The organism is Variovorax sp. P1_H12_2, from assembly GCF_056405335.1.
In genome coordinates this window covers 1-1,012 of the sequence record NZ_JBFUCI010000790.1, presented here as the reverse complement: position 1 = coordinate 1,012, position 1,012 = coordinate 1, and the positions used below count along the sequence as shown (strand labels likewise).

Below are 1,012 nucleotides of genomic sequence, written 5' to 3'. Positions count from 1 at the left end.
GTCATCGCGTTCACAGGAATACCTTCGTGCTGCGCACTGCGGTGCGAGCTTGCTTGGGAGCGGCCCGGCGCGCGCTCATTGAAGAACCTTCGCGCAGCAGCGCTTCGGTATTCGCCTTGGGGACGGCCCGGCGGCTCATGCGGGCACCGTGTATTGAAGTTCGTCAGGAACGGCGACGTCGGTCGGCGTGCGCGGCGCCTCGCCGCCCCCGGTCTTCCAGCGCTTGAGCTGGTAGACCCAGGCCAGCACCTCGGCCACCGCGGTGTAGAGGCCCGAGGGAATCTCGTCGCCGAGGCGCGTGTGCTTGTAGAGCGCCCGCGTGAGCGGCGGCGCCTCGAGGATCGCGACCTTGTTGGCGACCGCGAGCTCGCGGATTCGCTGCGCGACCAGGTCGGTGCCCTTGGCCACCACGCGCGGCGCGCGCATGTCGCCGTCGACGTACTTGAGCGCGACCGCGAAGTGCGTCGGGTTGGTGACCACGATGTCGGCCTTGGGCACTTCGGACATCATCCGGCGCTTGGCGATGGCCTGCTGCTGGCGGCGGATCTGCGCCTTGATGTGCGGGTCGCCTTCGCTTTCCTTGTGCTCCTGGCGCACGTCCTCGCGCGACATGCGCAGCTTCTTGTAGTAGGTCCAGAGCTGCCAGGGCACGTCGACCAGCGCCACCAGCAGCAGCGCGGAGGCGATCAGGGCGCAGCTGCGCGCCACCAGCATGATGGCGTGCGGAAAGGCGGTCGATTCGGGCTGGCCCAGCAGCGCCATGGCCGCCTCGAGGTCGTCCATGATCACCAGGTAGGCGACGCCGCCGATCAGGAGCGACTTGGCCAGCGCCTTGAAGAGTTCGGCCAGCGACTGGGACGAGAACATGCGGCCGATGCCGGCAAGCGGGTCGAGCTTGCCGAAATTCGGCGAGACCGCCTTGCCCGACAGCAGCCAGCCGCCGAGCATCATCGGCGCCACCACGGCGGCCACCACCATCATCGCGAACAGAGGCGCGAGCGCCATCAGGGTC

Annotated in this window: 1 protein-coding gene; it reads right to left on the bottom strand. The window is 68.5% G+C overall.

From position 1 onward, the window contains the following. Positions 1 to 135 precede the first annotated feature (135 nt). Positions 136 to 1,012: flagellar type III secretion system protein FlhB (gene flhB / locus AC1D2K_RS35185; RefSeq protein WP_478095113.1), on the bottom strand; the 877-nt coding region annotated here is incomplete at its 5' end.